The organism is Curvibacter lanceolatus ATCC 14669 (assembly GCF_000381265.1).
Lineage (GTDB): Bacteria > Pseudomonadota > Gammaproteobacteria > Burkholderiales > Burkholderiaceae_C > Curvibacter > Curvibacter lanceolatus.
This window is the reverse complement of record NZ_KB906271.1, coordinates 64,984-87,426: the sequence shown is the minus strand read 5'-3', so window position 1 is coordinate 87,426 and position 22,443 is coordinate 64,984. Positions and strand designations below refer to the sequence as shown.

Here is a 22,443-nt window from a genome sequence, read left to right as displayed (position 1 = left end):
ATATGCGTCTCACAACCAAAGGCCGCTTTGCGGTAACCGCGATGATCGACCTGGCATTGCGCCAGAACAATGGCCCGGTCACCCTGGCCGCCATCAGCCAGCGTCAGCAGATTTCGCTGTCCTACCTTGAGCAGTTGTTTGGCAAGCTGCGCCGGCATGAACTGGTCGAGTCCACCCGTGGGCCGGGCGGTGGTTACACCCTGGGTCGCAAGGCGGCCGACATCACGGTGGCCGATATCATTGTGTCGGTGGATGAACCCATTGATGCCACCCAGTGTGGCGGCAAGGAAAACTGCCTGGGTGAAGCCGGCCGTTGCATGACCCACGAACTGTGGTCGGCCCTCAACCAGCGCATGGTCGAATTTCTGGATTCGGTCACGCTGCAAAAGCTGGTCGAAGAACAGATTGCCAAGGGCGTTCAGGTCGAAGACAAGCCTGTGTTGCGCCGTGCGATTTCGAGCACCCCCGTGGTCAAGCCGATCCGTGTCAACGCACCGAATTCGGTGTTCGCCCTGGGCAACGCCTTCGCCAAGTCGTGATGTTTTGAACGCTGGCACGCCCCACGGGCGTTGCCGGTCTACCCGATTGCTGTTGCGTTTCAGCAAGCCAGTTTTGATTGAGCCAGCCATGGACATGACCCCTCATTTCCCCATTTACCTCGATTACGGTGCCACCACGCCCGTCGACCCGCGCGTCGTTGACGCCATGATCCCCTGGTTGCGTGAACATTTCGGTAATGCAGCCTCCCGCAGCCATGCCTGGGGTTGGGAAGCTGAAGAAGCGATTGAAAAAGCCCGTGGTCAGGTCGCCGACCTGATCGGTGCCGATCCGCGTGAAATCGTCTGGACCAGTGGCGCCACCGAATCCATCAACCTGGCCCTCAAGGGTGCGGCCCAGTTCTACAAGGGCAAGGGCAAGCACCTGATCACCCTGAAGACCGAGCACAAAGCGGTGCTCGACACCATGCGCGAGCTGGAGCGCCAGGGCTTTGATGTGACCTACATGGACGTCCAGGAAGACGGCTTGCTCGATCTGGAAGCCCTCAAGGCGGCGATTCGCCCCGACACCATCCTGATCAGCGTGCTGTTCGTCAACAACGAGATCGGTGTCATCCAGGACATCCCCGCGATTGGCGCCCTGTGCCGTGAAAAAGGCATCCTGCTGCACGTGGACGCGGCGCAGGCCACCGGCCGGGTCGAGATTGACATGAACCAGTTGCCCATCGACCTGATGAGCATGACGGCCCACAAGACCTACGGCCCCAAGGGCGTGGGTGCCTTGTATGTGCGCCGCAAGCCCCGGGTTCGCCTGGAAGCCCAGATCCATGGCGGTGGCCACGAGCGCGGCATGCGTTCGGGCACCTTGCCCACGCACCAGATCGTGGGCATGGGCGAGGCCTTCCGGATTGCCAAGGCCGAGATGGCTGAAGGCAACGCCAAGGCCTATGCCTTGCAACAGCGCCTGCTCAACGGTTTGAAGGACATCGAACAGGTGTTCATCAATGGCAGCCTCGAGCGCCGCGTGCCGCAGAACCTGAACATGAGCTTCAACTTCGTGGAAGGCGAGTCGCTGATCATGGGCATCAAGGGCCTGGCCGTGTCGTCGGGCTCGGCCTGCACGTCGGCCAGCCTGGAGCCCAGCTACGTGCTGCGCGCCCTGGGCCGCAGCGATGAACTCGCGCACAGCAGCCTGCGCATGACCATCGGCCGTTTCACGACCGAAGAAGAAATCGATTACGCCATCGGCACCATCCGCGAAAACGTCAACCGCCTGCGCGAGCTCAGCCCGCTGTGGGAGATGTACAAGGACGGCGTCGATCTGAGCACCATCCAATGGGCTGCGCACTGAGCGCACACCCAACCAAGAACTGAGGACCTGGCCATGGCTTATTCTGAAAAAGTGGTAGACCACTACGAGAACCCGCGTAACGTGGGCTCTTTTGACAAGGGTGACGAATCGGTGGGCACCGGCATGGTGGGCGCACCGGCTTGCGGCGACGTGATGAAGCTGCAGATCAAGGTGAACCCGCAGACCGGCGTGATCGAAGATGCACGCTTCAAGACCTATGGCTGCGGCTCGGCCATTGCATCGAGCTCGCTGGTGACCGAGTGGGTCAAGGGCAAGACGCTCGATGAAGCGGCTGCGCTCAAGAACAGCCAGATCGCCGAAGAGCTGGCCCTGCCGCCCGTGAAGATCCACTGCTCCATCCTGGCTGAAGACGCCATCAAGGCCGCAGTGAACGACTACCGACAAAAGCACACGCAGTAAACCATGGCTGTGACCCTGACTGAAGCGGCCGCCCGGCATGTGAGCCGATACCTGTCCCGACGGGGCAAGGGCATCGGCGTGCGACTGGGCGTCAAGACCACTGGCTGCTCTGGCCTGGCCTACAAGCTGGAGTACGTCGACGACCTGGCCCCTGAAGACATCGTCTTCGAAGGCCATGGTGTCAAGGTGCTGATCGACCCCAAGAGCCTGGCCTACATTGACGGCACCGAGCTCGACTTTGTCCGCGAGGGCCTGAACGAAGGTTTCCGCTTCAACAACCCCAACGAGCGCGATCGTTGCGGCTGCGGCGAAAGCTTCCGGGTCTGACACCGGCCTGTGCCGGCCGGCATTGGCCGGCCTCTTGCTTGATGAAACCGCCTTCACCTGCGTGCTGGCGGTTTTTTTACTGAATGCCATGAACCTGCAATCCAATGATTTCGAGCTGTTCGGCGTGCCCGAGCGCTTTGCCCAGGACCGCGCTGCGCTCGATCAGCGCTGGAAAGACCTGCAGCGCGAGGCCCACCCTGACCGTTTTGCCGCACAAGGCGGCGCGGCTCAACGGGTGGCCATGCAATGGTCGGTGCGCATCAACGAGGCCTACCAGCGCCTGAAAGACCCTTTGCGCCGGGCCGCCTACCTGTGCGAACTGCGCGGTGCGCCCATCGAGGCAGAGAACAACACCGCCATGCCTGCGGCCTTCCTGATGCAGCAGATGGAGTGGCGTGAAGCGCTCGATGATGCGACCAGCGCCGCTGCCCTGAATGGACTGGACGCCGAAGTGAGGGCCGCCCGGGCCCAGGCCATCGAGGCCTGCCGGCGCCTGCTGGACGACGAACAGCAGTTCGCCGCAGCAGCCCAACAGGTCAGAGCCCTCATGTTCATTGCGCGATTTGAGCGCGACATTGAGTCCCGGCTGGATCAACTGGGACAATAAGCGTTTGTCGCATTTGTGGCGTTTGCCACATCCCCCGAACCCGAAAAGAATTCCATGGCGCTTCTCCAGATTTCCGAGCCCGGTCAGTCCCCCGATCCCCACCAGCGTCGCATTGCCGTGGGCATCGACCTGGGCACCACCCATTCGCTGGTGGCTGCCATGCGCAATGGCGTGGCTGAATGCCTGCCCGATGAGCAGGGCCGGGTGATCCTGCCTTCGGCCGTGCGCTACCTGGAGGGCGGTGGGCGCCAGATCGGTTTTGACGCGCTGCCGGCCCAGTCCACCGACCCCCAGAACACCATCGTTTCGGTGAAGCGTTTCATGGGGCGGGGCCTGAACGACCTCAAGGACGTGTCGCGCCTGCCGTACCGCTTTGTGGGCGAGCCGGAGCAGGGCATGGTCAGCCTGCAGACGGTGGCCGGCGTCAAGTCGCCGGTTGAGATCAGTGCCGAGATTTTGGCCACGCTGCGCTACCGGGCCGAAGACAGCTTCAACGACGACCTGTACGGCGCGGTCATCACCGTGCCCGCCTATTTCGACGACGCCCAACGCCAGGCCACCAAGGATGCAGCCCAGCTCGCCGGTATCAAGCTGCTGCGCCTGATCAACGAGCCCACCGCTGCCGCCATCGCCTATGGGCTGGACAACGCCAGCGAAGGCATTTACGCGGTGTACGACCTGGGCGGCGGCACGTTCGATATCTCCATCCTGCGTCTGACCCGGGGTGTGTTCGAAGTGATTGCCACGGGGGGCGATTCGGCCCTGGGCGGTGATGACTACGACCAGGCCTTGGCCGCCTGGGTGCTGGCCCAGACGGGCGTCCAGGCTGCCGATGCGCACGACCTGGCCCGCTTGCGGGTGGCTGCCCGGGCCTGCAAGGAAGCCCTCACGGATGCCGAGACGGTTGATTTCGTGGCCGATCTGAGCACCGGCCCCTTGCGCCACCCGGTGCGCCGCGGCGATTTTCACGCCGCCACCGAGGCCCTGACCGCCCGCACCCTGAGCGCGGTGCGCAAGGCCTTGCGCGATGCGCAACTCGAGCGTGACGAAGTGCAGGGTGTGGTCATGGTCGGGGGCTCCACACGCATGCCTCAGGTGCAGCAGGCCGTGCACGATTACTTTGGCAAGGCCCCGCTCAACAACCTCAACCCCGACGAGGTCGTGGCCCTGGGGGCCGCCATCCAGGCCAATCAACTGGCCGGTAACGATCAGACCGGCGACCTGTTATTGCTGGATGTGATCCCGCTGTCGCTGGGCTTGGAGACCATGGGCGGTCTGGTGGAGCGCATCGTGCCGCGCAACCAGACCATCCCCACCGCCATGGCGCAAGACTTCACCACCTATCAGGACGGCCAGACCGCCCTGGCCTTGCACGTGGTGCAGGGCGAGCGCGACCTGGTGGCCGACTGCCGCAGCCTGGCGCGCTTTGAGTTGCGTGGCATTCCGCCCATGGCCGCAGGTGCCGCGCGCATCCGGGTCACCTTCACCGTGGATGCGGATGGCCTGCTGCAAGTGGCTGCGCGCGAGATGATCAGCGGTGTGGAGGCAGCCATCGAAGTCAAGCCCTCGTACGGCCTGTCGGACGACCAGATTGCCCGCATGCTGCAAGACAGCTTCAGCACCGCCCAGCAAGACATGCAGGCCCGTGCGCTGGCCGAAGCCCGACTCGAAGCTGACCGCATGGTGCTGGCCACGCGCAGCGCCCTGAAGGCCGATGGCGACCTGTTGTCAGATGCCGAACGCGCCACCCTGGACACCCTGATCGACGCCGCCTTGGCGGCCAAGTCGCTCGATGAGGCCAAGTCCATCGAAGCCGCCACCGAAGCGCTGGCCAAGGGCACCGAAGCCTTTGCTGCCAGCCGCATGAATCGCGGCATCCAGCAGGCTTTGGCCGGCCGCCAGGTCGACTCGCTCTGACACTCGAATCTGACGCCCCCATCCAAGGCCAACCCCCTTACCGATCCATTGCCATGCCCGTCATCAAAATCCTGCCTCACCCCGAGTACTGCCCCGAGGGCACCGAAATCAAAGTGGCCACCGGCACCAACATCTGTGAGGCGCTGCTCGACAACCACATCAACATCGAGCACGCCTGCGACATGAGCTGTGCCTGCACCACCTGCCACGTGATCGTGCGCGAAGGCTTCAACTCGCTCAACGAGCCTGAGGAAACCGAAGAAGACCTGCTCGATCGCGCCTGGGGGCTGGAGCCGCAGTCACGCCTGAGCTGCCAAGCCATCGTGGCCCGCGACAACCTCACGATCGAGATTCCCAAGTACACGATCAACCACGCCAAAGAGAACCACTGATGTCGCGCCAGATCGTCTTTGACACCGAGACCACCGGCCTGTCTGCCGAGAACGGCGACCGGGTGATCGAAATCGGCTGCGTCGAGCTCGTCAACCGCAAGCTGACCGGCCGCAACCTGCATTACTACCTGAACCCAGAGCGCGACAGCCATGAAGATGCTTTGCGCATCCACGGGCTGACCACCGAGTTCCTGCGCGACAAGCCCAAGTTCGTGGCCGTGGTCGATGAGTTCCTGGACTACATCCAGGGCGCCGAGTTGATCATCCACAACGCGCCCTTCGACGTCGGCTTTCTCAACAAAGAGTTGGAGCTGCTGGGCCGCCCCCCGTTGAAGAGCTACGTCTCGGGCATTCTCGACACCCTGGCTCTCGCCAAGGAGATGTATCCCGGCAAGCGCAATTCGCTGAATGGCTTGTGCGAACGTCTGGGTGTCGACAACACGGGCCGCACACTGCACGGCGCCTTGCTGGATGCCGAGTTGCTGGCCGATGTCTATGTGTACATGACGCGAGGCCAGGATGCCTTGCTGATCGATGCCGGCTCCGAGGAAGAGACCCAGACCCAGGTGGTCGCTTTCGACCTGAGCGGCATCGAGCTGCCGGTGCTGGAGGCCAGCGAGCAAGAGCTGGCCGCGCACGCCGATGTCATGACCCAGCTCGATAAATCGAGTGGCGGCAAAACAATTTGGCGAACTTTCGAAAACAGCTAAAAAACTGTGCCATAATAGAGTTCTTGACGCAGTGAAGCACTAAACGATAAGTAAAGCGCAACACGATAAGCGGCAAGGGCGATTAGCTCAGCGGTAGAGCACTGCATTCACACTGCAGGGGTCACATGTTCGATCCATGTATCGCCCACCAAAATTGCTGATGGCATGCCGATGCCCTCAGCGCAAAAACCCCGAAAGTCTAAACGACTTCTCGGGGTTTTTTGTTTTCTGCCCCATTTTCCTGCACGGGCGCTGCATTGGGGTTGTGCCGGGCTGTTGCCCTTTGTCAGGCCACCTATCATCTACTTGCCGCCACTTGGCAGCACACAGTCTTCCGGTGTGCTTGGTCGCCAGGAGATTGTTTTCACTTGTTTGGGCCTGGGCCCATGTCATGGAACGGTGCAATGGCTCACGAAGAAGCTTGGATGTTCGATGCCGATGCAGCCATGGATTTGTTGCGTGCGGACCTGGCAAAGCGCCATTTGCAACGCCTGGCCTGGCTGGTGGCCTGCAGCGCGCTGCTGATGGGCCTGAGCCAGTGGATCGCACAGGTACCCCCATCGTCGGGCATGCCGGGCCTGATCGCCGCGCTGATCGGTTCAGCCGCGACCCTGCTGTGTCTGCGCCGTGCCGCGTGGCGCGCGGCCGCCTGGTGTCTGTGGCTCGGTGTCATGGCCTGGGTGAGTTGTTCCGCGGCATTCACGGCACTGGACCGTTCTCTGCTGGCGGGTGCCTACATCTTGATCGGTGCCCTCAGTGGATGGATGCTGGGTCGGCGCACCATGTTGCTGTCGATGTTGCTCTCGCTGGGTGCCATGCTGGCGCTCGAGTTGCAAGGCATGGGTTCTTTTGCGGAATTGCCGGTGCTCGCCTTGCAACGCACCGTGGCGGGTTGGGTGCTGGCATTTGGCTTGAGCGCCTACCTGTTCTATCAGGTGTTTCGCGATGGTGAGCAGCAATTGATCGGGCTGGCCCTGGCTCGGCAGCGCTATGAGGCCCGCAGCCGCCATTTCGAGAACATCGCCGAGCATGTGCCCTCCATGCTCTCGCATTGGGGCCAGGACAGGCGTTGTCTCTGGGTCAACCAACGCTATGCCCGTGCCCTGGGCATGGACTTGGCGCAATTGGTGGGGCGCAGCATCGAAGACCTTTGGGACGAGTCCATCAACACCACCATGCGGCCCTTGATTGACCGCGTCTTGCAGGGCGAAGAGGTGCGTGAAGAGATTCCGATGCGCTGGGGTGGGGGGCAGCACAGGATGATCCTGTTGCACTTGGTCCCCGAGCGCGCCGTTGCAACCTGGCAGGCCGTATCCAGTGCAGACGAGGGTCAGCAGCAGGGTGAGGTGATTGGCTGGTTTGGGCAGATGCGCGATGTCACTCGCCAGCATCAACAGGCCCAGTTGATGCGTGAGAGCCGTCAGCGCTGGCGTCTGGCGGTCGAAGTCGCAGGCCTGATCTACTGGGAGCTTGACCGCGCCACCGACCTGGTGCGTTGGGGGGGTGACGACGATGAAGATGCACCCGCCCGCCCGTCCTCCAGCCCCTTGGCCAGCCTGGTATCGCCCTGGAGCTGGTCGGATTTTTCACGTCAGTTCATCCACCCTGACGACCGCGATGGGGTTGCACTGGCGGTGCAAGAGGCTTGGCGCAGCGGGCTATTGAATACCCAGTACCGGCTTCTCGCGCCAACGGGTGAACTCCAGTGGGCCCTGGTCAGGGCCCAGGTGTCGCATGACCGCGGCGGAGAGCGCATGGTCGGGGTGTGGCAGAACGTCACAGCCGCTGAACTGGCTCGAGAAGCCCTGGTCCTCAGCGAAACCCGCTTGCAGGCTTTGCTGGACAACACCCCATCCGTGGCGGTGCAGCAATACGACTTGCAAGGGCGGGTGCTCTATTGGAACAATGCCTCCGAGCAGCTGTTTGGCATTGCCAGTGCACAGGCCCTGGGCCAGACCCTGCCGGCGCTGGTGCCGGGTTGGGCCGATGACAGTTCTGCTGGCCGCGCCCAATGGCAGCAGGCCTTTGAGCAACTGTGTCGCGAGGGCCCGGCGCAAAGTTTTGAGTTGGGCATCAACACCCCGGTGGGCGAGCCTCGCTGGCAGTTGTGTTCCCTGTTTCGCCTGCCAGAGTTCGATGGGCAGGTGCGCCTGGTGTGCATGGGCATCGACATCACCGAGCGTCACCGGGCCGAAGAAGCCTTGCGTGCGCTGCAGCAAGGTTTCGAGTCGGCCTTCTACGGCAGCCCCACACCGGCACGCATCTTCTCCACCCACGATTTCGGGCACACGCTGGCCTGCAATGATGCCTTGTGCCGGCTGGTGGGGCACACCCGCGAACAATTGCTCAACCACAACATCCGCGATCTGAACCTGCATGCCGACACCCAGGCGCGGGATCGCCTGCTGCAGCGCCTGCAGAGTGACGGGCGCATCGAAGGCATGGAGATGGATCTGCGCCACCCTTCCGGCGAGATCCGCACGGTGTTGACCTACATGCTGCCGGTGTCCTGGCAGGGGCAGGCCGCGTGGCAAAGCCAGTTGGTGGACATCACCGAGCGCAAGCGGGTCGAGGAGGAGTTGCGCAACAGCCGGCGCCTGTTGGAGCGCGTGGTTGACGCCATACCCATGGGTATCTTCGTCAAGGACACCGCGTCCAATTACCTGCTGGTCAACCAGTGGATGGCCAGCTTCATGGGGGCTACCAAGCAGCAATTGCTGCAGCACACCAACGCATTGCCGGTGGGCGAACGGGTCCGCAGCAAATCACTCGACGACGATGAATGGGTCTACAAGAACCGACAGACCCTGGTGCAGCCTGAGGCCAAACTGACCGGCCCCGATGGCAGCCTGGTGCCGTTTCACAGCGTTAAGATTCCGCTCTTTGATGAGGCTGGTGAACTCACCGGCCTGCTGGGCGTCAACCGAAGCATCGTGGAAGAGAAGAGGGCCCAGGCCACCTTGCAGGCCAGCGAGCGGCGCCTGGCCCTGTTGTTCCAGGATTCCCCGGCTGCCCTGGCCGTGATCGGCGACGATGGCCTCTACTACGACGTCAACCGCAGCTGGTTGCGCTTGTTCGGTTACGCGCCTGAAGAGGTGTTGGGTCATGGCTCCAACGAGTTCGGCCTGTTTGCCTCAGCCCTTGACCGTGATCGCCTGTACGAAACCCTGCGCCGCGACGGCGCCGTCGACGAACTGGAGATCGCGCTCAGGCGCTCCGATGGCGCGGTGCTCGACTGTGTGGCTTCAGGCCGCACCCTGGATCTGGAAGGCCAGCGCAGCTATTTGTTCGGCATCGTGGACATCAGCGACCAACGACGCGCCCGCCAGCAGATGGAGCAGATGAACCACATGCTGGAGGCTGCGGTGGCACAACGCACCCAGGCCCTCACCCAAGCCAACCATGAACTCACCGAGGCCATGGCGTCGCTGCACAGCACCCAGGACGAACTGCTGCGCTCAGAAAAACACGCGGCCCTGGGGCGCATGGTGGCGGGCGTGGCCCACGAACTCAACACCCCCATCGGCAACAGCGTGCTGGTGGCCACCACGCTGCGCTCCGAGGTGGAGCAGTTCGGGCGCGTGGCCAGCCAGGGCCTCACCCGCAGCGGGCTCGCCTTGCACGTCAGCCAGACTGCTGAGGCTGTGTCCATGCTGCTCAAGAACCTCAGCCGCGCCGCCGATCTGATCTCCACCTTCAAACAGGTGGCGGCCGATCAGACCAGCCTGCAGCGGCGCGATTTCATGCTCGACGAAGTGGTGCGCGAAATCCTGCAGATGCACCAGCCCACGCTGCGCCGCGGCAGCCTGCAGGTGGTGGCACAGGTGCCTGAGGGTTTGCACTTCGACAGCTACCCTGGGCCCTTGGGCCAGGTGCTGCTCAATCTGCTCAGCAACGCCCTTGAGCACGCCTATGAAGACCTGCCACCGGGGCAGGTGCTGATCAGTGCGTGGGGCTTGTCGCAGGGCCGGGTGCGGCTGGAGGTGCGTGACCAGGGGCGGGGCATGTCGGCCGACACCCTGCGGCGCATCTTCGATCCGTTTTACACCACCCGCCTGGGGCGCGGCGGCACCGGCCTGGGCCTGTCCATTTGCCAGACCCTGGTCACCCGCGTGCTGGGGGGAAGCATCTCGGTGCAGAGCGAGCCAGGGCAGGGCACCTGCTTCAGCATCGAGCTGCCGTTGGAGGCACCGGTGGTCGGCACACCGGGGCTGGTGGATCTGCCTGAGCCCACCCCGCCGGCCGGCGACCTCAGGGCAGGTCTTTGACCTCGCGGCTGATCAGGCCAAAAAAGCGGTCGTAGAAGGTGGGGGCCAGGATCGTCTCAGAACCCACTTTCACCATCGAGTCCTGGGTGGACGACAGCGGCAGCGATATGGAGCCGATGGCACTCACCCCCACGCTGGTGGCCGAACTGCTTTTCTTCACGGCATAGCGGTCCTGCTGCGCCGTCACGTAGGCCGTGGCGATGTTCTTGTCGCGCCCATCGGGCACACACACGATGGTGAACGTGATCTCCAGGTGGGTGTCCCCATCGGGCTGAAAGCTTTTCTGCCCATTGATGCTGGCGGGCTTGGCCTGGGTGATCACATAGCCCTGGCTCAGCAAGGCCCGGCGGGCGGCTTCGCAGGTGGTTTCCGGGCTGGCGTCGAACAGGCGCGAAAAATTCTCGTTCGGCTGGAACTGCTCGGCCTGGTAGGCCGAGTGGCCCGGTGCGGGCTTGCTGCTCAACAGACTGCAGCCCGACAAGGTCAGCAGCAGAACCAGGGGCAGGGCGGCCCGGCGGGCCAGATGCACAGACGGCAACGAAAACAGGGTCATGGGAACGGTGAAGCCGACGGGTTGTGGAGGGCTGAGCCCCATCCTGCATTATTGCGCCATCTCACCGTCCGTCCGCCTTGCGGGCGCCAATCCCGGCACCCGCCCACTGGCGTTCACGCAGGCTTGACGCCAATGTGGTACAGGCCCCAGGGGCACTTGGCAAAGCCTTCGTTCAAAGGCTTGCCCTTGAGCGAGGGGATGTGTTCCGGGTCGTACACCGCCCACTGGGGGCCCAGGCCGCCCAGGCCCATGGGTTTGCCGTCCAGGTGGGTGGCCACGATCATCTGGCGGTCGCGGATCTCGGCCACCGTCAACGTCACGTTGTAGCCATCCACGGCCCGCAACTCGATCGGGCGCGTGGGCTGCAGCGTCACGCCAGCCGCTTCCAGCACCGTGGTCAGCAGTGGGCCGCTCAGTTCGTGGGGCTTGCTGTCGTATTCCAGCTTGGGTCGGATGCTGATCGCAGGCAGCTTGGCCAGGCTGCTGGCCGTGAAGGTGGTGGCCTGTTTGAACTCGATCCCTTGCTTGGCCATCATCTGGTCGAGCGCGTGGTCCAGCGCACCGCGGTTGGGCTTGCCCACCGCGCCGGTCACCGTCAGCAGCACAGGCTCTGCACTGGCCGCCGGCTGGGTCTGGGCCCGGGCCGGTGCGTTCAGGGTGCTCAGGGCCAAGCCGGTCAGGCCGGCCAGGGTCATGAAGTCTCTTTTTTCCATGGTGTTCTCCACTCCCGATGGGGGCGCGCCATTTTGCCTGCCGTTCGTGTCGGCTTCAACGTGATGGGGGCTCAGGGGCCTCCATCGCCCTCTCGCGCAAACACGGTGTGCCGCTTCTGGGCACGTTCATACAGCCGCGCAATGTTGCCGCACACCAGATCGCACAACTGGTAGACCGATTCATCCGCGATGCGGTAGTACACGCTGGTGCCGCGGGCCTCACGGCTGACCAGGCCGTGCTTGGTCAGGTGGCTCAGGTGGCGCGAGATGTTGGCCGGCGTGAAGCCGCAGGCCTGGGCCAGATCGCCCACATTGCGCTCGCCATCGCGCAGCAGGTTCAGCAGTTGCAGCCGGGTCGGTTCCGACAGCACCTGAAAGTAGGCGGCCACCTCTTCCAGGGCCTCTTGCGGCATGTTTTCCATCGTCTGCACTTCCATGGCTAGCGGCCGGCCATGGTGGCCAGCTTTACGGCTTTGAATGGTATCACTTGCTTATTTAACTGAATAGCTAAATAATGAATTAAGCAAATAGCGATATCTCTCTGTCGAAAGCCTTTGTCCATGAAACTCCAACCCCTTGCCACCTTGGCGCTCTCCCTGGGCATGGTTGCCAGCCTTCCGCTTTGGGCTGCCGCTCCCGCCAATTTGCGGTCGGCTCCGGTGACGGTGGTGACCGGCGCAGCGCAGGGCCTCGCTCTGGACGCGGTGGTCGAGGCCGGGCGGCAGACCGTGATCGCGGCCCAGGTTCAGGGCGCCATCGTGGCCCTGCCGGTGAAAGCAGGTGACACAGTCAAGGCCGGGCAGTTGTTGATGCGTCTGGATGCGCGGGCGGCCCAATCAGGGGTTGACGTGAGCCAGGCCCAACTGGAGGCGGCCCGGGCCCTGGCGGCCCAGGCCCAGCGCGAACACCAGCGTCAGCAGGCCTTGTTCGAGCAGCAGTACGTCAGCCAGGCCGCGCTGGAGCGCAGCTTGGCGGCCTTGCAGACGGCCCAGGCCCAGGTGCGCGCCACGGCCGCGCAAACCACGGCCGCGCACACCCAGTCGGGCTACTACAGCGTGAGTGCGCCGTATGCGGGGGTGATCAGCGAGCTGCCCGTGTCCCTGGGCGATCTGGCCTCGCCCGGGCGGCCCTTGCTCACCCTGTTCGACCCGGCTTCGCTGCGCCTCAGCGTCCAGGTGCCCGAATCGCAGGCCTCCCAGCAGGGGCAGGTCCGCGTGCAGGTGGACGGCCTGCCGGCCTTCGTGGCGCCGCAGGGGCAGTGGCTGCCCGCCGTCGACCCCGTCAGCCATACCCGCACGCTGCGCCTGACGCTGCCCGCCGACGTGTCTGCGGCACTGGCCCCGGGCCGCTTTGCCCGGGTGTGGCTGCCAGGGCGCGTGCTCAGTGGTGCACCCGCCAGGCTGTTGGTGCCGCAAGCCGCCGTGTTGCGGCGGGCCGAGTTGCAGGCGGTGTATGTCATGGCGGCCGAGGGCCGCCCGGTGCTGCGCCAGGTGCGCCTGGGCGAAACCCGCGGCGATCAGGTGGAGGTGCTGACCGGCCTGCGCGAGGGCGAGTCCGTGGTCCTCGACCCCCAGGCTGCTGCTGCCCAGGTGCGCTGACATGAACCGCCCCACCCACGACACCCCCCGCCTGGGTCTGGCAGGCCGCACCGCCGCGCTGTTCCAGAGCGCCCAGATCACGCCCCTGCTGGCCCTGGTGGCGCTGCTGCTGGGCTTGTTCGCCGTGCTTGTCACCCCGCGTGAGGAAGAGCCCCAGATCAACGTCACCATGGCCAATGTGCTGATTCCCTTCCCGGGTGCCAGCGTGGCCGATGTCGAGCAGATGGTGGCCACGCCGGCTGAGCAGGTGCTGGCCCAGATGGCGGGCACCGAGCATGTCACCTCGGTGTCGCGCCCCGGCCTGGCCGTGGTCACGGTGCAGTTCAAGGTGGGCGTGTCGCGCACCGAGGCCCTGGTGCGCCTGCACGACACCGTGCGCAGCCACAGCGACTGGCTGCCCCCGGGCCTGGGCGTGCTCGAACCCCTGATCAAACCCAAGGGCATCGATGATGTGCCCATCGTCAGCCTGACCTTGTACAGCCCCGACCCCGCCATCGGCGCCTACGACCTCGAGCGCGTGGCCCACAGCCTGGAGCTGGAGCTCAAGCGCGTGCCCGGCACGCGCGAGGTGCGCACCGTGGGCGGCCCGGGGCATGCCGTGCAGGTGCAGCTGGATGGGGCCCGCCTGGCCGCCCTGGGCGTCACCGTGGACGACCTGCGCCGCGCCCTGCAAGGCGCCAACCAGGGCGCGCCCCTGGGCGATCTGCTGCAGGGCAATCGGGCCCTGGCGCTCGAAGCCGGCCCTTATCTGGGCAGTGCCCGCGAGGTGGCCGAGGTGGTGGTGGCGGTGCGTGAAGGGCGCCCGGTCTTTTTGCGCGACGTGGCCGAGCTGCGCGATGGCGCGCCTGCGGCCAACAGCCTGGTGTGGCACGGCGTGGTCGGGCAGGGCGCAGGCCCCCAGGCGGCCCCTGCAGGCGAGTACCCCGCCGTCACCCTGGCCATCACCAAGAAGCCTGGCGAGAACGCCATCGACGTGGCCAACGGCGTCATGGCCCGTGTGGCCCAGTTGCACAACACCCTCATCCCCGAGGCCGTGCACGTGGCCGAAACCCGCAACTACGGGGCCACTGCCAACGACAAGGCGCAAAAGCTCATCCAGAAGCTGCTGTTCGCCACCGCCTCGGTGGTCGCCCTGGTCTTCATCGCGCTGGGCCGGCGCGAGGCCGCCATCGTCGGCAGTGCCGTGATCCTGACCCTCACCGTCACCCTGTTTGCCTCCTGGGCCTGGGGCTTCACCCTCAACCGGGTGTCGCTGTTCGCGCTCATCTTCTCCATCGGCATCCTGGTCGACGATGCCATCGTGGTGGTCGAGAACATCCACCGCCACCAGTTGCTGTACCCCGGCAAGACCCTGGCTGAACTCATTCCCGGCGCGGTGGACGAAGTGGGCGGCCCCACCATCCTGGCCACCTTCACCGTGATCGCGGCCCTGCTGCCCATGGCCTTTGTCAGCGGCCTGATGGGGCCCTACATGAGCCCCATCCCCATCAATGCGAGCATGGGCATGCTGCTGTCGCTGTTGATCGCCTTCATCGTCACGCCGTGGTTGTCGCGCCTGTGGATGAAGCCCCAGGCTCCAGGCGCCGGGGCCACCGCACATGGCTCGGCCACCGGTCTTGCCGCGCGGCTGGAGCAGGGCTTCCAGCGCATCTTCACCCCTTTGCTTGATGAGCAGCGGGGCACCCGCAATCGCCGGCTGCTGGGCCTGGCCGTGGCGGGGCTGATCGCCTTGTCGGTGGCTTTGCCGGTGGCGGGTCTGGTGGTGCTCAAGATGCTGCCCTTCGACAACAAATCGGAGTTCCAGGTGGTGGTCGATCTGCCCGCCGGCAGCCCGGTCGAACAGACCGCCGCCGTGTTGCACGAACTCGGCGCCTACCTGGCCCGGCAGCCCGAGGTCACCGACTACCAGGCCTATGCCGGCACGGCGGCCCCGATCAATTTCAACGGCCTGGTGCGGCAGTACGACCTGCGCGCCAGCAGCGAACTGGGTGACCTGCAGGTCAACCTGGTCGACAAGCATCACCGCAGCGAGCAAAGCCACGCCATTGCCACCCGCCTGCGCCCGGCGCTGCAGCAGATCGGCCAGCGCTTCGGTGCCAACGTCAAAGTGGTCGAAGTGCCCCCCGGCCCACCCGTGCTGGCCCCGCTGGTGGCCGAGATCTACGGCCCCACGGCCGAAGGCCGGCTCAGCCTGGCCCGGCAGGTGCGCGCCATCTTCGAGAAGACCGATTCGGTGGTCGATGTGGACGACTCCTCCATCGCCGCAGCCCCGCGCAAGCTGGTGCTGATCGATCGTCAAAAGGCCGCTGCCGCAGGCGTCCCGCAGGCCGCCATCGTGGCCACCCTGCGCGCCGGCCTCAGCGGTGAGGCCGCCACCTACCTGCACGATGCCAGCAAGTACCCCACACCGGTGTTGCTGCGCCTGCCCCCAGAGCGCCAGGGCGATCTGGACGCCTTGCTGCAGTTGCAGGTGCGCGGACCTTCGGGCCGCACGGTGGCCATCCGCGAGCTGGTCCGCCTCAGTGACAGCCTGCGCGAGCAGCCGGTCTACCACAAGGATTTGCAGCCCGTGAACTTCGTCACCGGCGACATGGCCGGCCGCATCGACAGCCCGCTGTATGGCCTGTTCAAGATGCGTGGCGACATCCAGGCCCTGGTGCCGCCGGGCGGCGGGGCTTTGCAGGCGTATTTCTTCCAGGCGCCCGCCGAGTCTCAGCGCGCCTACGCCCTCAAGTGGGACGGTGAGTGGCAGATCACCTACGAAACCTTCCGCGACATGGGCGCCGCCTATGGCGTGGGCCTGATCCTGATCTACCTGCTGGTGGTGGCCCAGTTCGGCTCCTACCTCACGCCCCTGATCATCATGGCCCCGATCCCGCTCACGATCATCGGCGTGATGCCTGGCCACGCCCTGCTGGGGGCGCAGTACACCGCCACCAGCATGATCGGCATGATCGCGCTGGCCGGCATCATCGTGCGCAACTCCATCCTGCTGGTCGATTTCATCCACCTGCAACTGCGCGAAGGCGTGCCCTTCAAGCAGGCCATCGTCCACTCGGCCGTCACCCGGGCCCAGCCCATTTTGTTGACCGGCCTGGCGGCCATGCTGGGCGCCTTCTTCATCCTGGACGACCCCATCTTCAATGGCCTGGCCATCTCGCTGATCTTCGGCATCGGCGTCTCCACGCTGCTCACCCTGGTGCTCATTCCCACGCTGTATTACGCGGCCTACCGGCGCCGTCATGCGCCGCCTTCCTCCACCTGAATCCCAAGGAGTCTTTTCATGAAATCGTGGCAAATCGTGCGCCTGGTCGCCGGCACCTTCATCTTGCTGTCACTGGCCCTGGGCGTGCCCGGCAGCCCTTTGTTCCTCAGCACCTGGTGGCTGGCGTTCACGGCCTTTGTCGGCCTCAACCTGCTGCAAAGCGCCATCACCCACTGGTGCCTGATGGAAAGCATCCTGCGCAAGCTGGGTGTGCCGGGCGGCTGCTGAGCCATGCGAGTCGCCAAGACCCTGCTGGCGGCCGCGGCCCTGCTGGCCTCGCTGTCCGCCCCGGCAGCCGACCTGATGGAGGTCTGGCGCGCCGCCGGCCAGAACGACCCCGAAGCCACCCGGGCCCAGGCCCAGGCGGGGCAGGCGGCCCCGCGGCGTGAGCAGGCGCGTGCCTTGTGGCGCCCCGGCGTCGAAGTCACAGGCAGTGCCGGCCTGACGACGGCCAGTTCATCCATGACGGGCGCGGGCTTTTCGGCCCCTGGGTTTGGCCAGTCCACCGGGGTCTGGTTCGGTACCTCGATCGACAGTGGGCGGGCCAGCCAATGGACCCTGGGCCTGCGGCAGCCCCTGATCAATGGCGAGCGCCGTGCCCGCAGCGCCCAGCTGGAGCAGGCCGCCGAGGCCGCCGAACTGGAGGCCCGCCTCACGCGCCAGAACCTGATGCTGCACACCAGCCAGCGCTACTTCGCAGCGGTGCTGGCGGCCCGGCGGCTGAGCCTGCTGCAAAGCCAGTCGCGGGCCGTCCAGCGCATGCTGGTCGAGGCCCGCGACCGCTTTCGGCTGGGCGATGCCCCGGTCACCGACATCCATGAGGCCGAAGCCCGGGCCCAGGCGCTGCAGGCCCAGGTGCTGGAGGCCGACAACGCCTTGCAAATGGCGCTCACCGCCTTGCGTGAATCCAGCGGGCTGCCCGGGCTTCAACTGCCCCTGGCCCCACCCTCGGCCGCCGATGCGCCGCCCCCGCCAGCCCCGCTGGAGCAGGTTCGCGAGCAGGCCCTGGCCGATCACCCCGGCCTGGCCTTGTTGCAGGCCCGGGTGGCCGTGGCCGAGGCTGAGGTGCGCAGCCTCGGTGCCGCCGCCTCGGCCTCGCTGGACCTGGTGGCCCAGGCCTCACGCCAGCATCTGACAGGGTCGGGCGACTATGGCCAGGCCAGCAACGATGCCCGCCAACAGATGATCGGCCTGCAATGGCGCCTGCCCCTGTACACCGGGGGCTGGCGTGATGCGCGCCAGCAAGAGGCCGTGCAGGCCGTGGAACAGGCGCGCGCTGAACTGGACCAGGCCCGGCTGCAGATCAGCCAGCAAAGCCGCTCCGCCTGGTTGAGCTTGAACACCGCGCCCGCGCGTCTTGCCGCCCTGCAAGCCGGCTTGCAGGCCGCCCGGGCCCGCCTGGCGGCCACCCGGCTGGGGCGCAGCGTGGGAGACCGCACCACCCTGGATCTGCTGAATGCCGAAAATGACAGCACTGCGGCCGAACTGGCCTTGATGCAAGGGCGCATCGAGGTGCTGCAGCAGAGCCTGGGCCTGGAGGCCCTGTTGGGCCGCCTTGACGAAAGCAGCCTGGCCCGGGTCAATGCCCGCCTGGCCCTCAACCCCGATCTTTGATGTGTTGGAGAGCTCCGCCATGAACTGGTTTTCGAAATTCCTCGGCGCGGGTGGCAGCGCCGCCGCCGAGCCCTGGCCCGAGGGGGCGCTGATTGTCGATGTGCGCAGCCCCGGCGAGTACCAGGCAGGCCATGTCGAAGGGGCCTTGAACCTGCCTTTGTCCGAGCTGGCGGTGTTGGCGCCCCGGCACTTGCCTGACAAAGACCAGGCCCTCGTTCTGTACTGTCAATCCGGCATGCGTTCGGGCAGTGCGCAGCAGTGGCTGCAAGCCAGCGGATACCGCAGTCTGTTCAATGGCCGCAGCCCCGGTGCCGTGGCCCTTCGGCTGCACAGGCCCATCGTGCGGGCTTGAGCCCCCTCTTTTTTGGCGAGTTCATATGTCTGACAACACCTTGACCACCGTCGAATTGCAGCAGCAAAGCGACTACCAGTTCCAGATCCATTTCGGGGCCGCTATACCGCCGCTGCTCGGTGACGAACCGCCCCCGCTGGGGCAGGGTGCGGGCCCGACACCGGCTCAGTTGCTGGCCGCTGCCGTCGGCAATTGCCTGAGCGATTCGCTGCTGTTTGCGCTGCGCAAGTTCAAACAGGCGCCGGAACCCATCCGCTGCCAGGTTCAGGCTGAAGTGGGGCGCTCAGCCGAGGGGCGCATGCGTGTACTGCACATGCAGGCCACCTTGCACCTGGGGGTTCCCCAGTCGCAACTGCAGCACCTGGACCGGGTCCTTGACCAGTTCGAATCGTTCTGTACCGTCACCCAGAGTGTGCGGGCCGCCATCCCGATCACCGTGCAGGTGTTTGACGCCGACGGCGCGCGCCTCAAGTAATTCCTGTCTGTCTTTTTCAACGGAGTTCCCCATGAAAACCCCTCTGGATCTGGTCCAGGCCGCCAAGGCCCGCATCACCGAAGTCAGTCTGGATGCGGCCGAGCAGGCCCTGCGTGACGCCGATGTGCTGATCGATGTGCGCGAGGCCGACGAGTTTGCCGCCGGCCACATTCCGGGCGCCCTGCATTTTTCGCGCGGCATGCTCGAGTTCAAGCTGGCGGCCGACCCTTCGCTGCAGCGGCGTGACCTGCAGATCGTGCTCTATTGCAAGACCAGTGGCCGCGCCGCGCTGGCCGCCACCTCGCTGCTGGACATGGGCTATGTCCACGTCAAGTCGATTGCCGGCGGCTTTGACGCCTGGGCTGCGGCCGGCAAGCCGGTCAACAAGCCCGCTGCCCCTGTGTTTGGCTGAGTCACGGCCTGAAGGCACCTGCAGGTGCCTTTTTTGATGTCTTTATTTAACCAATCAAGCAAATAGGTACATACGCAATCAGAGAGAAGCCGGGATGAACAGCCGCAGAGCTGAAGCCCAGTCAGCGCACAGACCTGTGCAACCACCACCAGGAGACAAACCATGGCCCATATCGTGATTCTTGGCGCAGGGACCGGCGGCATGCCGGCTGCCTACGAGCTGCGTGAGAAACTTCCGGCAGATCACCGCATCACGGTGGTCAATGCCCTGGACTATTTCCAGTTCGTGCCCTCCAACCCCTGGGTGGCGGTGGGCTGGCGCGAGCGTGATGCGATCACCTTTCCCATCCGGCCCTACCTCGAAAAGAAGGGCATTGATTTTGTGGCCCAGCGGGTCACCCGCATCGATGCAGAGGGCAACAGTCTGACGCTGGCAGATGGCTCATGCCTGGCCTATGACTACCTGGTGATCACCACCGGCCCCAAACTCTCATTTGACGAGGTACCCGGCGCCGGACCTGAAGGCCACACCCGCTCCATTTGCAGCATCGACCACGCCGAACAGACCTGGGGCGACTACCAGCGCTTTCTCGAAGCCCCGGGGCCGGTGGTGGTCGGTGCCATGCCGGGCGCCTCGTGTTTCGGGCCGGCCTATGAGTTCGCTTTCATCTTGAACCGCGACCTGCGCAAGCGCCGCCAGCGCCACAAAGTGCCCATGACCTACGTCACCAGCGAGCCCTACATCGGCCACATGGGCCTGGGGGGCGTGGGCGATTCCAAGTCGATGCTCGAAAGCGAACTGCGCAACAACGACATCAAATGGATCACGAACGCCAAGGTCACCAAGGTCGACGCCGGGCGCATGTTTGTCAGCGAGCTTGACGATGCGGGGCAGCTCAAGAAAGAGCACGAATTGCCATTCGCATTCAGCATGATGCTGCCTGCCTTCAAGGGCGTTGATGCGGTGGCCGCCGTCGAAGGCCTGTGCAACCCGCGCGGCTTCGTCCTGATCGATGAACACCAGCGCAGCAAGAAGTACCGCAATATTTTCTCGGCCGGCGTGTGCGTGGCCATTCCACCGGTCGAGGTCACGCCGGTGCCCACTGGCGCGCCCAAGACCGGCTACATGATCGAGACCATGGTGACCGCCATCGTGCACAACATCGCTGCCGACCTGTCGGGCCAGGCTGCCAATGCCAAAGGCAGCTGGAACGCCATCTGTCTGGCCGACATGGGCGATACCGGGGCCGCCTTTGTGGCCCTGCCGCAGATTCCACCGCGCAACGTCAATTGGTTCAAGAAGGGCAAGTGGGTGCACCTGGCCAAGATCGCCTTCGAGAAGTACTTCCTGTACAAGATGAAAACCGGCAGTTCCGAGCCGGTGTACGAGAAGTACATGCTCAAAGCCCTGGGCATCGAGCGCCTGGGGCCCTGACCAGCCTGCCAGACGCATCCGTGCGCTCAACCCGAGCGGGCGCGGCTCAAGCCCGTGGCCAGGTGCCCCAGCGTGCGCAGCGCGCCGTCAAAGCGCGCATCGCCCGGGTGGCCGATGTTCAGCCGCAGGTGGTGGTTGAAGCGGCGGTCGGCTGAGAACAGCACGCCTGGCGCGCAACTGATGCCCTGCAGGCGGGCCAGTTCGTGCAGGCGCAAGGCATCGACCTGGGCCGGCAGTTCCAGCCACAGAAAATAGCCTCCGGCCGGCCGGGTGACCCGCGTGCCGGCCGGAAAGCTCTGGTCGATCAAGGCCAGGGCGTGTTCATGCTGGTCGGCCAGGGCCGTGCGCAGGTGGCGCAGGTGCCGGTCGTAGCCGCCTTGCGCCAGGTACTCAGCCAGGGCGCGCTGCGGTGGCAGCGAGGTGGCCAGCGAACTCATCATCTTCAGCCGCTGCACTGCGGCGCCATGGCGGCCAGCGGCGGCCCAGCCCACCCGGTAGCCCGGGGCCAGGCACTTCGAGAACGAGGAACAGTGCAGCACCAGCCCGTGGCGGTCAAAGGCCTTGGCCGGCAGCGGGCGCTGCACCCCGGTGTACAGCTCGCCATACACATCGTCTTCGATCAGGGCCACGTTGTGGCGCGCCAGCAGCTCCACCAGGGCCTGTTTGCGCTCGGTGGGCATCAGGGCCCCCAGCGGGTTCTGAAAGTTGGGCATGAACCAGCAGGCCGCCACCTTCTGGCGCTGCAGCAGTTCGTCCAGCGCGGCCAGGTCCACGCCCTGCTGCGGGTCGGTCGCCACCTCCACGGCACGCAGGTTCAGCCGCTCCAGCGCCTGCAGGGCGGCGTAAAAGGTGGGGGACTCCACCACCACCACGTCGCCCGGACGGGTCACGGCCTGCAGGCACAGGTTCAGCGCTTCCATGGCGCCGTTGGTGATCACCAGTTCTTCGTCGGCCAGCGCAATGCCTTGCAGGGTGTAGCGGCGCAACAGGGCCTGGCGCAGGTCTTCGTCGCCGGCGGTCAGGGCATTGGTGATCTGCACCGGCTTGACCCGGCGCATCGCCCGCGCACCACAGCGCGCCAGGCTGTCAAACGGAAACAGGTGCGGCGCCGGAAAGGCCGAACCCAGGGGCACCACCTCGGCGTCCCGCGTGCTGCCCAGCAGGGCAAAGGCCAGCTCGCTCACCGCCACCGGCTGGGCTTCGGCCTGGGGCGTGGCCGCCAGGGGCATGGCCCGGGCGGCGCGGGCCTGGGCTCGCACGTAAAAGCCTGAACGGGGGCGGGTCTCCACCAGGCCCCGCGACTCCAGCAGCGCATAGGCCTGGAACACGGTGGAGGGGCTCACACCCCGGCGCTGGCAGGTTTCGCGCACCGAGGGCAGGCGTTCGCCGGCGCGCAGCACGCCGCTGCGCATGCCTTCGGCCAGTTCTTCGGCCAGTTGTTCGTAACGGTGCAGCTCGCGCATGGGTGTCTCGCAATCTGATCTTGTTGATTTTCAATAAAACTGCATCTTAAAGATCAGATGAGGCCGTCGCACCAT

At 65.3% G+C, this 22,443-nt stretch carries 21 protein-coding genes and 1 tRNA gene; 18 read left to right on the top strand and 4 right to left on the bottom strand.

Translation table 11 applies throughout. From position 1 onward, the window contains the following. The first annotated feature begins 2 nt into the window (after positions 1-2). The 10 genes from iscR to F624_RS33655 all read left to right on the top strand — a co-directional run bounded on the left by iscR (position 3) and on the right by F624_RS33655 (position 10,489). A complete protein-coding gene (iscR, locus tag F624_RS0124685) occupies positions 3-539 on the top strand; it encodes a Fe-S cluster assembly transcriptional regulator IscR (protein ID WP_027478580.1) in 537 nt (178 codons plus the stop codon). Between the two features lie 88 nt (positions 540-627). Further along, positions 628-1,848 (top strand): IscS subfamily cysteine desulfurase, encoded by a 1,221-nt coding sequence (locus F624_RS0124680; RefSeq protein ID WP_019577054.1) that lies wholly within the window; start codon positions 628-630, stop codon positions 1,846-1,848. A gap of 33 nt (positions 1,849-1,881) precedes the next feature. Continuing rightward, entirely contained in the window at positions 1,882-2,268 is a 387-nt protein-coding gene (gene iscU / locus F624_RS0124675; protein ID WP_019577053.1) for a Fe-S cluster assembly scaffold IscU, read from the top strand. 3 nt (positions 2,269-2,271) lie between these two features. Continuing rightward, a complete protein-coding gene (gene iscA, locus F624_RS0124670; protein ID WP_019577052.1) occupies positions 2,272-2,595 on the top strand; it encodes an iron-sulfur cluster assembly protein IscA in 324 nt (107 codons plus the stop codon). 88 nt (positions 2,596-2,683) lie between these two features. Then, positions 2,684-3,202 carry a Fe-S protein assembly co-chaperone HscB gene (gene hscB / locus F624_RS0124665; RefSeq protein WP_031256179.1) on the top strand — a complete coding sequence of 173 codons (519 nt, stop codon included), beginning with the start codon at positions 2,684-2,686 and terminating at the stop codon, positions 3,200-3,202. Between the two features lie 54 nt (positions 3,203-3,256). Further along, positions 3,257-5,119 carry a Fe-S protein assembly chaperone HscA gene (gene hscA, locus F624_RS0124660; RefSeq protein ID WP_019577050.1) on the top strand — a complete coding sequence of 621 codons (1,863 nt, stop codon included), beginning with the start codon at positions 3,257-3,259 and terminating at the stop codon, positions 5,117-5,119. 53 nt (positions 5,120-5,172) lie between these two features. Next, on the top strand, positions 5,173-5,511 hold the full coding sequence (fdx, locus tag F624_RS0124655) for an ISC system 2Fe-2S type ferredoxin (RefSeq protein WP_019577049.1): 339 nt from the start codon (positions 5,173-5,175) through the stop codon (positions 5,509-5,511). Continuing rightward, positions 5,511-6,221 (top strand): DNA polymerase III subunit epsilon, encoded by a 711-nt coding sequence (gene dnaQ / locus F624_RS0124650; protein ID WP_019577048.1) that lies wholly within the window; start codon positions 5,511-5,513, stop codon positions 6,219-6,221. The genes fdx and dnaQ overlap by 1 nt, the downstream gene beginning before the upstream one ends. Before the next feature lie 76 nt (positions 6,222-6,297). Then, positions 6,298-6,372: transfer RNA gene (locus tag F624_RS0124645), tRNA-Val, on the top strand. Between the two features lie 253 nt (positions 6,373-6,625). Continuing rightward, the gene (locus F624_RS33655) at positions 6,626-10,489 is read left to right on the top strand and encodes a PAS domain-containing sensor histidine kinase (protein WP_019577047.1); all 3,864 of its coding nucleotides are present in this window, start codon (positions 6,626-6,628) and stop codon (positions 10,487-10,489) included. Here the strand turns inward: F624_RS33655 and F624_RS0124635 are convergent. The 3 genes from F624_RS0124635 to F624_RS0124625 all read right to left on the bottom strand — a co-directional run bounded on the left by F624_RS0124635 (position 10,473) and on the right by F624_RS0124625 (position 12,177). Then, the gene (locus tag F624_RS0124635; RefSeq protein ID WP_019577046.1) at positions 10,473-11,042 is read right to left on the bottom strand and encodes a DUF2242 domain-containing protein; all 570 of its coding nucleotides are present in this window, start codon (positions 11,040-11,042) and stop codon (positions 10,473-10,475) included. The genes F624_RS33655 and F624_RS0124635 overlap by 17 nt on opposite strands. A 113-nt stretch (positions 11,043-11,155) precedes the next feature. After that, entirely contained in the window at positions 11,156-11,755 is a 600-nt protein-coding gene (locus F624_RS0124630; RefSeq protein ID WP_031256177.1) for a putative pterin-binding protein, read from the bottom strand. A 71-nt stretch (positions 11,756-11,826) separates the two neighbouring features. Continuing rightward, positions 11,827-12,177, bottom strand: coding sequence for an ArsR/SmtB family transcription factor (locus F624_RS0124625; RefSeq protein ID WP_031256176.1), 351 nt, complete (start codon positions 12,175-12,177; stop codon positions 11,827-11,829). 138 nt (positions 12,178-12,315) lie between these two features. On the opposite strand from F624_RS0124625, the gene F624_RS0124620 reads away from it, so the two are divergent. The 8 genes from F624_RS0124620 to F624_RS0124585 all read left to right on the top strand — a co-directional run bounded on the left by F624_RS0124620 (position 12,316) and on the right by F624_RS0124585 (position 20,905). Continuing rightward, positions 12,316-13,353 (top strand): efflux RND transporter periplasmic adaptor subunit, encoded by a 1,038-nt coding sequence (locus F624_RS0124620; protein WP_019577043.1) that lies wholly within the window; start codon positions 12,316-12,318, stop codon positions 13,351-13,353. A gap of 1 nt (position 13,354) precedes the next feature. Next, on the top strand, positions 13,355-16,618 hold the full coding sequence (locus tag F624_RS0124615; protein ID WP_019577042.1) for an efflux RND transporter permease subunit: 3,264 nt from the start codon (positions 13,355-13,357) through the stop codon (positions 16,616-16,618). Positions 16,619-16,636: 18 nt separating this feature from the next. Continuing rightward, positions 16,637-16,846, top strand: coding sequence for a YgaP family membrane protein (locus F624_RS0124610; protein WP_019577041.1), 210 nt, complete (start codon positions 16,637-16,639; stop codon positions 16,844-16,846). A gap of 3 nt (positions 16,847-16,849) precedes the next feature. Further along, positions 16,850-18,232, top strand: coding sequence for a TolC family outer membrane protein (locus tag F624_RS0124605; RefSeq protein WP_019577040.1), 1,383 nt, complete (start codon positions 16,850-16,852; stop codon positions 18,230-18,232). Between the two features lie 19 nt (positions 18,233-18,251). Continuing rightward, entirely contained in the window at positions 18,252-18,584 is a 333-nt protein-coding gene (locus tag F624_RS0124600) for a rhodanese-like domain-containing protein (protein WP_084679652.1), read from the top strand. A 25-nt stretch (positions 18,585-18,609) separates the two neighbouring features. Further along, positions 18,610-19,059 (top strand): OsmC family protein, encoded by a 450-nt coding sequence (locus F624_RS0124595; RefSeq protein WP_019577038.1) that lies wholly within the window; start codon positions 18,610-18,612, stop codon positions 19,057-19,059. Positions 19,060-19,090: 31 nt separating this feature from the next. Then, positions 19,091-19,471, top strand: coding sequence for a rhodanese-like domain-containing protein (locus F624_RS0124590; RefSeq protein WP_019577037.1), 381 nt, complete (start codon positions 19,091-19,093; stop codon positions 19,469-19,471). 162 nt (positions 19,472-19,633) lie between these two features. Further along, complete coding sequence (locus tag F624_RS0124585) at positions 19,634-20,905, top strand: NAD(P)/FAD-dependent oxidoreductase (RefSeq protein WP_031256171.1); 1,272 nt, start codon at positions 19,634-19,636, stop codon at positions 20,903-20,905. Positions 20,906-20,931: 26 nt separating this feature from the next. On the opposite strand, the gene F624_RS0124580 is transcribed toward F624_RS0124585, so the two are convergent. Then, complete coding sequence (locus tag F624_RS0124580; RefSeq protein ID WP_019577035.1) at positions 20,932-22,368, bottom strand: aminotransferase-like domain-containing protein; 1,437 nt, start codon at positions 22,366-22,368, stop codon at positions 20,932-20,934. Positions 22,369-22,443: the final 75 nt, after the last annotated feature.

What these genes read in the sequence shown, in the direction of transcription:
- iscR (WP_027478580.1), top strand. Translation starts at nt 3, where the DNA reads ATGCGTCTCACAACCAAAGGCCGCTTTGCGGTAACCGCGATGATCGAC.
- F624_RS0124680 (WP_019577054.1), top strand. Translation starts at nt 628, where the DNA reads ATGGACATGACCCCTCATTTCCCCATTTACCTCGATTACGGTGCCACC.
- iscU (WP_019577053.1), top strand. Translation starts at nt 1,882, where the DNA reads ATGGCTTATTCTGAAAAAGTGGTAGACCACTACGAGAACCCGCGTAAC.
- iscA (WP_019577052.1), top strand. Translation starts at nt 2,272, where the DNA reads ATGGCTGTGACCCTGACTGAAGCGGCCGCCCGGCATGTGAGCCGATAC.
- hscB (WP_031256179.1), top strand. Translation starts at nt 2,684, where the DNA reads ATGAACCTGCAATCCAATGATTTCGAGCTGTTCGGCGTGCCCGAGCGC.
- hscA (WP_019577050.1), top strand. Translation starts at nt 3,257, where the DNA reads ATGGCGCTTCTCCAGATTTCCGAGCCCGGTCAGTCCCCCGATCCCCAC.
- fdx (WP_019577049.1), top strand. Translation starts at nt 5,173, where the DNA reads ATGCCCGTCATCAAAATCCTGCCTCACCCCGAGTACTGCCCCGAGGGC.
- dnaQ (WP_019577048.1), top strand. Translation starts at nt 5,511, where the DNA reads ATGTCGCGCCAGATCGTCTTTGACACCGAGACCACCGGCCTGTCTGCC.
- F624_RS33655 (WP_019577047.1), top strand. Translation starts at nt 6,626, where the DNA reads ATGGCTCACGAAGAAGCTTGGATGTTCGATGCCGATGCAGCCATGGAT.
- F624_RS0124635 (WP_019577046.1), bottom strand. Translation starts at nt 11,042, where the DNA reads ATGACCCTGTTTTCGTTGCCGTCTGTGCATCTGGCCCGCCGGGCCGCC.
- F624_RS0124630 (WP_031256177.1), bottom strand. Translation starts at nt 11,755, where the DNA reads ATGGAAAAAAGAGACTTCATGACCCTGGCCGGCCTGACCGGCTTGGCC.
- F624_RS0124625 (WP_031256176.1), bottom strand. Translation starts at nt 12,177, where the DNA reads ATGGAAAACATGCCGCAAGAGGCCCTGGAAGAGGTGGCCGCCTACTTT.
- F624_RS0124620 (WP_019577043.1), top strand. Translation starts at nt 12,316, where the DNA reads ATGAAACTCCAACCCCTTGCCACCTTGGCGCTCTCCCTGGGCATGGTT.
- F624_RS0124615 (WP_019577042.1), top strand. Translation starts at nt 13,355, where the DNA reads ATGAACCGCCCCACCCACGACACCCCCCGCCTGGGTCTGGCAGGCCGC.
- F624_RS0124610 (WP_019577041.1), top strand. Translation starts at nt 16,637, where the DNA reads ATGAAATCGTGGCAAATCGTGCGCCTGGTCGCCGGCACCTTCATCTTG.
- F624_RS0124605 (WP_019577040.1), top strand. Translation starts at nt 16,850, where the DNA reads ATGCGAGTCGCCAAGACCCTGCTGGCGGCCGCGGCCCTGCTGGCCTCG.
- F624_RS0124600 (WP_084679652.1), top strand. Translation starts at nt 18,252, where the DNA reads ATGAACTGGTTTTCGAAATTCCTCGGCGCGGGTGGCAGCGCCGCCGCC.
- F624_RS0124595 (WP_019577038.1), top strand. Translation starts at nt 18,610, where the DNA reads ATGTCTGACAACACCTTGACCACCGTCGAATTGCAGCAGCAAAGCGAC.
- F624_RS0124590 (WP_019577037.1), top strand. Translation starts at nt 19,091, where the DNA reads ATGAAAACCCCTCTGGATCTGGTCCAGGCCGCCAAGGCCCGCATCACC.
- F624_RS0124585 (WP_031256171.1), top strand. Translation starts at nt 19,634, where the DNA reads ATGGCCCATATCGTGATTCTTGGCGCAGGGACCGGCGGCATGCCGGCT.
- F624_RS0124580 (WP_019577035.1), bottom strand. Translation starts at nt 22,368, where the DNA reads ATGCGCGAGCTGCACCGTTACGAACAACTGGCCGAAGAACTGGCCGAA.